At 37.5% G+C, this 7,541-nt stretch carries 5 protein-coding genes and 2 tRNA genes; all 7 read right to left on the bottom strand.

Annotation, left to right across the window (positions count from 1 at the left end):
* Positions 1 to 720 precede the first annotated feature (720 nt).
* Positions 721 to 799 (bottom strand) — tRNA-Asp (locus AB1414_11990).
* A 48-nt stretch (positions 800 to 847) separates the two neighbouring features.
* A tRNA-Val gene (locus AB1414_11985) sits at positions 848 to 922 on the bottom strand.
* 193 nt (positions 923 to 1,115) lie between these two features.
* The gene (gene purN / locus AB1414_11980) at positions 1,116 to 1,727 is read right to left on the bottom strand and encodes a phosphoribosylglycinamide formyltransferase (GenBank protein ID MEW6608143.1); all 612 of its coding nucleotides are present in this window, start codon (positions 1,725 to 1,727) and stop codon (positions 1,116 to 1,118) included.
* The gene (gltX, locus tag AB1414_11975) at positions 1,720 to 3,132 is read right to left on the bottom strand and encodes a glutamate--tRNA ligase (GenBank protein MEW6608142.1); all 1,413 of its coding nucleotides are present in this window, start codon (positions 3,130 to 3,132) and stop codon (positions 1,720 to 1,722) included. Before gltX ends, purN begins: the two co-directional genes overlap by 8 nt.
* A 462-nt stretch (positions 3,133 to 3,594) precedes the next feature.
* The gene (locus tag AB1414_11970) at positions 3,595 to 4,071 is read right to left on the bottom strand and encodes a hypothetical protein (protein ID MEW6608141.1); all 477 of its coding nucleotides are present in this window, start codon (positions 4,069 to 4,071) and stop codon (positions 3,595 to 3,597) included.
* 142 nt (positions 4,072 to 4,213) lie between these two features.
* Positions 4,214 to 5,677: a glycogen synthase GlgA gene (glgA, locus tag AB1414_11965; protein ID MEW6608140.1), complete on the bottom strand. Its 1,464-nt coding sequence runs from the start codon at positions 5,675 to 5,677 to the stop codon at positions 4,214 to 4,216.
* Between the two features lie 487 nt (positions 5,678 to 6,164).
* Positions 6,165 to 7,541: aspartate--tRNA ligase (gene aspS / locus AB1414_11960; GenBank protein ID MEW6608139.1), on the bottom strand; the 1,377-nt coding region annotated here is incomplete at its 5' end.

Raw genomic sequence — 7,541 nt, 5'->3', positions numbered from 1 at the left:
AATAAGGTGTAGAGTTATAGAGATAAGTCGTAGAGTCTTTTCTTAAGTAAAAAAATAAAAAAAAGCTTGACACTTTACATAACAGACACAGAGACGCAGAGAAGAAAATTAAAATTTATGGACGATAGGCTTAACATCCCTGATTTTCATCAGTGCAAGCTCTTGAGTCCAACAACATTAAACTTGCCATGATGAAAATCAGGGATGGATTAACAAATCTGGCTTGCCGGCTGAACAGTCGGCAAGCAGGTCCTATGTATTTCAATGGCTACACCAATAATCTTTTCTGTTATCTGATTTATTTCCATATCTTCTCTGTAAACTCTTGCGTCTCTGCGGTAAATTACCACCTGAACGGTTACCGATAACTTTCTAAACATAGCAAAGCAAACTTAACAAAGCAATAGGTTGTTCACCACCTTATTTTCCTTCCTTTGCGTCCTTTGCGAAATCTTCCTTTGCGCTCTTTGCGGTTAAATCTTTATACCTTTAAAAAACTTGAACATCAAGTATCAGAAAAGACCTCTTTAAAGAAGGCATCATGAGGATTGGATATTTTCATCGCTACCTCCTCTTTATTTCAATCTCTATTATAGAAGATGCGGCTAAAAAAGTCAAGGTTTTTTGTGAGCAAGGTTGGTTCGTCTCTGTGTCTCTGTGGTGAGGTGAATGGTTACAAAAAAAAGATATTTGTTTGCCGAAATTATTCAAACTAACGACTGGCGGGGTCGACGGGATTTGAACCCGCGATCTCCAGTGTGACAGACTGGTGTGTTAGACCATGCTACACCACAACCCCATTGTTTGATAACTGGTAATTGGTAGCTATTCACCTGTTACCCAAAAGTGGTGGGCGAAACAGGTTTCGAACCTGTGACCCCTTGCGTGTAAAGCAAGTGCTCTCCCGCTGAGCTATTCGCCCATTATATGGTAATTGGTTAAATGGTAACTGGTTAAATACTTACCATTTACCATTTACCATTTACCATTTACCAATTACCATTTACCAGTTACCAATTACCAGTTACCAATTACCAGTTACCAATTACCAGTTACCATTTACCAGTTACCAATTACCAAACTATTATGCCATAAAATCTCTAACTCGTCAAGTATTATTTTTGTTTTATCCTTACTTTTCTTCCAATAACCTTTAATTTCCCCTCAGCATAAAGATGGATAGCCTGCGGATAAATCTTATGTTCTTGTTCTAAAATTCGACCAGATAAAGTTTCTTCGGTATCATCATTTTCAACATTCACCGCGGCTTGTAAAATTATCGGTCCTGTATCACAGCCCTCATCAACAAAATGTACTGTTGCACCCGAAATCTTTACGCCATAATCTATTGCCTGTCGCTGTCCGTGTAATCCTGGGAAAGATGGAAGTAACGCCGGGTGAATGTTCATAATTCTGTTTTTGTAAGCATTAACAAAATAAGGGGTGATAATTCGCATAAATCCCGCCAGGACTACTAATTCAATATTCTCTTCCTGTAAAACCTCAACTACCTTTCGGTCATAATCCTCTCTTCTAAATCCTTTTGGGTCAAGGAAAAGGGTTTTAATTCCATACTTTTGTGCCCGAATCAAGGCATAGGCATCTTTGTTATCACTAATGACTATGGCAATATCAGCCGAAAGATTCCCTAACTCAACGGCGTCAATAATCGCCTGTAAATTAGACCCTCTACCTGAGGCTAAAATTCCTATCTTCAATTTATCCATTTTCCCACCTTATTTTAATGAGTCTTTCCTGGACTTTTTCTTTTCCTAATAAAGCGACTACTTCAAACAACCCTGGACTAACTTTATCTCCAGTTAATGCTACTCGTAAAGGATGAATGATGTCTGAGGCTTTTATTTTTAGCTGGTCGGCTAATTCACGAATAGTTTTCTCAATAGAATTCGTATCAAACGGTTCTAATTGAACCAATCTATCTTTTACCTGTTCTAAAATTTGACGGACGCCGTCTTTCATCAGGATTTGCTCAACGGCAGATGGGTGATATTTAGGGCTGTTCACAAAGAAAAATTCTGCCTGTTTAACAAAATCTGAAAGTGTCTTTATCCGTTCCTGAAAAAGTTTTACTATCTCTTTAAATTTCAAAATTCGAATTTCAAATTTCGAATTTCGAATTTTGTTTAAGTATTCCCAACATAACCCGGTCAGTGAATCTATATCTAATTCTCTGATATATTCCCCATTTAACCAGCGTAGTTTTTCTAAATCAAAAATAGCTGGGTTTTTACTGACACGGTCTATGGAGAATTTTATTAATAATTCTTCTTTAGAAAAGATTTGCTGACTTTGCGACGTTGACCAACCTAAAAGGGCGAGATAATTCATTAGTGCCTCTGGCAAATAGCCTTCTTGCCGGTAATGTTCAATCGCAACATCTCCATGTCGTTTACTCAATGGCGTTTTATCCAATCCCAAAATCAAGGGTAGATGAGCAAATACTGGTATTTTAAATCCTAATGCTTGATATAATAAAATCTGGCGTGGGGTGTTAGAAATATGGTCTTCACCACGAATGACATGGGTAATCCCCATTAAAGCATCATCTATGATACAGGCAAAATTATAAGTTGGCATCCCATCTGATTTAAAAATGATAAAATCACCAAACAAGGCATTATCAAAAGACACTTTACCTCGAATTAAATCATTTACTTGAGTTAGTCCAGATGGTGATTTAAATCTAATCGTGGGTTTCCTGCCAGAAGATTCATATTCTTGACGCTGAGTTGGGGACAGGTTTCTACACCGACCATCATATCCTGGCGCCTCCCCAGTTGCCTTTTTACGAAGAATCTCTAATTCAGATGGGGAACAATAACAATAATATGCTTGATTATCCTGTAATAATTTCTTTGCATACTCTTGATAAATATGGGTTCTTTGGGATTGAAAATAAGGTCCCTCATCCCAGCTGATACCAAGCCACTTCAGACTGTCGAGGATGGCATTTACACTTTCATCAGTTGACCGTTTAACATCCGTATCTTCTATGCGTAAAATGAATTTACCATGCTGTTGTTTAACAAAAAGCCAGTTAAAAAGAGCTGTTCTGGCGCCTCCAAGATGCAAATATCCTGTTGGTGCCGGAGCGAATCTTACTCGAACCATTTTTTCTCCTGAAAATAGTTTTTTGCCACAGAGACACAGAGAACACAGAGATGTTATTAAAATTATGGACAAGCCTGCGACTCTACCACTTAAACCTTGTTCTCTTGAACCATCAAACCATCAAACTCTATTTTCATCCTCCTTTGTGCCTCACAGGGGCATGACGGTTTCTCCTCTTTTCCCCTGAAAATAGCGAATTAGTGAATTAGAGATTAGCGAATTAGTATAGTATCCACAGACTCGTATCCTATGGTGTAGAACAGATATTCCCCCTTAATAAAGGGGGTTAGGGGGTTGTTCTTCCATTATTTTCATCCCCCTTTGTGAGCCGCAGATTCATGAGTGTTTCTCCTTATAGACACTACCTGAACGGTTACAAAAAAGGAAATTTCTGCCTCTGGTGAATAGATTTTAATTTTTTCTCTGCATCTCTGTGTTTCTGCGGTGAACGGTTACTCCTTTTTAGGCTTTTTGCAAAATTCCAACCTCTCTTAAGATAATTCCTAATTTTGGTTCTTTGATAGCATATTCCTTTAATGCCTTCTCTATCCTTTCCTCCCTTTCCTCAATCTCCTTTGTTCTCTTAACCGCAGGTGCTAATGCTGTCCTTCTATCCCAGAGAATGAATCCCATCAAAATAAAAATCCCTGTCAGAAGAACACCAAATCCCCATTTCATATTCTCCATTATCTCTCCCCTTACATCCCTTATTTCTGCCCTTACATCTTTTATCTCTGCCCTTACCTCCTTTATCTCTGTCCTTACCTCCTTTATCTCTGCCTTTAACTCTATCTTTAGTTCATCTATCCGCTTATCCACCTGTTGAATCTCTTCCTTGATAATCTTTCTTATCTCCTCAATATCCTGTTTAGTCAAATCAGCATAAGAAGGATTTGTCAAAAACATTCCCAAAGCTACCAGACCAAAGACCTTTTTCATCTCCTTTAGACCTCCTTTTTAGTAAGCATTCAGGTATCAGCCGTCAGATTTAACTGGATGGGAGATGCATCCTGCATTCTGCATCTAAATACTGCCGGCTGAAGCTAACCTCTGAACGCTTACTAATCTGCGTTCTATTCTTTTATTCCTGCATTGCTTTTTCATACAATTCAATATATTCCTTTGCCGAGCATTCCCAGGAGAAATTCACACTCATAGCATTTAAAATCAATCTTCTCCAGGATTCTTTATCGTTACAAAAAACATATAGCGCTTCTTTGATAATTGAAAGTAATGCTTCAGATGTATATTCCTCGAAGACAAAACCATTTCCTATTTTGCGTTGTGGGTCAAAATTAGTAACTGTATCTTTCAAGCCACCCGTTGCCCGAACAATAGGGATGGTGCCGTATCTCAGACTAATAAGTTGTCCTAAACCACAGGGTTCATATTTAGATGGCATTAAAAACATATCAGCACCAGCATATATTTTCTTGGCTAACGGTGGGTCAAATGTAAGATGAATGCTTGCTTTATCTGGATATTTCTCTTTAATTTCTTCCATTTTTATATGGTATTTCGCATCACCTGTGCCTAACAACACAAACTGGATATTTAACGCCATCAATTCATCCAGTATCTCAGCTAAAATATCCAGTCCTTTTTGTGAGGCTAATCTTGTAATCATCCCTATTAATGGAATTTCACTATCAACGGGTAAATTATTTTCTTGCTGAAGTGTTTTTTTATTCTTCGCTTTCCGACTAATCGTATTAATATCGTAACCTAATGTAATTCCTTTATCCATAGTCGGGTCCCACTCTTGATAATCTAAACCATTGACTATACCATAAAGATTATTCTTTCTTTCGATTAATACTCCCTCCAGTCCACAACCATATTCTGTCATCATTATCTCCTGAGCATAACCTTTACTAACGGTACTTAACATATCTGCATAGATTAAAGCCCCTTTCAGGATATTTAACTTATCCCAGAATTCTAACCTGTTCGGGGTGAACAATTTTTTATCCAGACCTGTTATTGGAAATTCATCTTTGGGGAATACACCTTGATAGGCTAAATTATGAATAGTAAAGATGGTTTTTACCCCTTCAAAAAACGGGTCATCCTGATACAATGTTTTTAAATACACCGGAATTAATCCTGTCTGCCAATCATGAGAATGGATAACTTGCGGTTTATATTCTATCGTTTTAAGTAATTCTAATGTTCCACCACAAAAGAAAGTAAATCTCTCGAGATTATCTTTATAATCCCCTTCTTCAGTTGTCCCATAAAGTCCATCACGGTTATAATATTCATGTTCAAGGAAATAAACAGTAATCACTCCTGCGACCTTGGTGGAGAAAATTTTTGCTTTCTGAAAAGTCTCACCTACCTTAAAGGTTACTTCTTTATCAATATCTAACAGGCTAAATTCAGACTCTTCCACTATTTTATATTTGGGCAGGACAATTCGCACCTCACAGCCTAATTTAGTTAATGCTAATGGCAGAGACCCAACAACATCAGCTAATCCACCTGTTTTAGCAAATGGAACCACCTCCGGTGAAACCATTATTACTTTTAATTTCGGTTTCATTTTATTTTACTCCTTTTTTAAAGTTTTAATAAATATACCATAGACAAAAATAAAAGTCAAGTTATTCGTGGAGTCTGCAGCAATTCTCATTATGACAGAAATTGTGTAAAAAAGGGGAAAGGGAGAAATGGAGAAGGTGATTAAAATTAGCCACGAATAAACCGAATTAATCCTCATAATCCTATGTTTCGTGCTTATTCGTGTCCTATTAGTGGTTATATTTTCTCCTCTTTCTCCCTATTCTCCAATTCTCCTTGATAAATATACCATAGTTAAAAATAAAAGTCAAGTTATTCGTGGGGTCTGCAGCAATTCTCATTATGACAGAAATTGTGTAAAAAAGGGGAAAGGGAGAAATGGAGAAGGTGATTAAAATTAGTCACGAATAAACCGAATTAATCCTCATAATCCTATGTTTCGTGCTTATTCGTGTCCTATTAGTGGTTATATTTTCTCCTCTTTCTCCCTATTCTCCAATTCTCCTTGCTTACACATTTTCATAATTAGAATTGCTGTGGAGTCTGACTTCAATACTTAATTCTTTCAACTGTTTATTGGATACTTCAAATGGGGCATCGGTCATCAGACAGGTAGCACTTTGTGTTTTAGGGAAGGCAATTACCTCGCGGATTGAGTCAGCACCAACCATTAACCGTAATAATCTATCCAATCCAAAGGCAATCCCACCGTGTGGCGGGGCGCCATATTCTAATGCCTCTAATAAAAAGCCAAATTTCGCTTTTGCTTCATTTTCTTCTATCTTCAATAATTTGAATACCCGTTCTTGAATATCCCGGCGATGAATCCTGATTGAGCCACCACCTATCTCTATCCCATTTAAAACCAGGTCATAAGCCCTTGCACGAACCTGGTCAGGATTAGTCTCGATTAATGGATAGTCTTCTTCCTTTGGTGAGGTAAATGGATGATGGACGGCAACATATCTTTTTTCTTCATCATCATATTCAACTAATGGGGCATCGACTACCCAGATAAAATTAAATCCTTGAGGAATTAAATTAAATTTATCTGCCAGATGTAATCTCAAATTAGCCAGACTATCGGCAACAACCTTTGGAGTATCTGCGACAAATAACAGGAAATCATCCGTATTTGCTTTAAATCGGTCAATAATCGCCATCTGTTCTTCTTCACTGAAAAACTTAGCAATTGATGATTCCAGCGTTTTTTCTTTGACTTTAAACCAGGCAAGTCCTTTTGCTCGATAGATACTGACAAAAGAGGTTAAAAAGTCCAGGTCAGTTCTTGAAAAATCAGGTTTTGGAACCTTAATTCCCTTGACTTGCCCTCTCCCAGCAACGGTTTTTGAAAAAACCTGGAATGGACTCTCCTTAGCCAGATCAGTAATATCCACTAATTCTAAGCCAAAGCGAACATCCGGACTATCCTTGCCATATTTATCCATCGCCTCTTTAAAGGTAATTCTTTTAAAGGGAATTGGGACATCTAAATCAAGTCCAACTTTAAATATCGTGGTAATAAACCCTTCGATGACCTTAAAAATATCCTCTTCATCAATAAACGACATTTCTATATCAATCTGCGTAAATTCTGGTTGGCGGTCTGCCCGCAGGTCTTCATCACGAAAACATTTGGCAATCTGAAAATATTTATCATATCCGGCACACATTAGAATTTGTTTAAATAGTTGTGGGGATTGAGGTAAGGCATAAAACTTACCTGGATTGACACGACTGGGAACTAAATAATCCCGTGCCCCTTCTGGTGTGCTTTTAATGAGCATTGGTGTTTCTACCTCAATAAATCCTTGCTCATCAAGATATTTTCGAGTTGCCTGACATATTTTATGTCTCAGAATAAGGTTTTTTTGTAAAGAAGGTCT

This window comes from bacterium, assembly GCA_040755795.1.
Classification (GTDB): domain Bacteria; phylum UBA9089; class CG2-30-40-21; order CG2-30-40-21; family SBAY01; genus JBFLXS01.
Note: the sequence above shows the minus strand (reverse complement) of the source record. Positions and strands in the feature narration are given on the sequence as shown.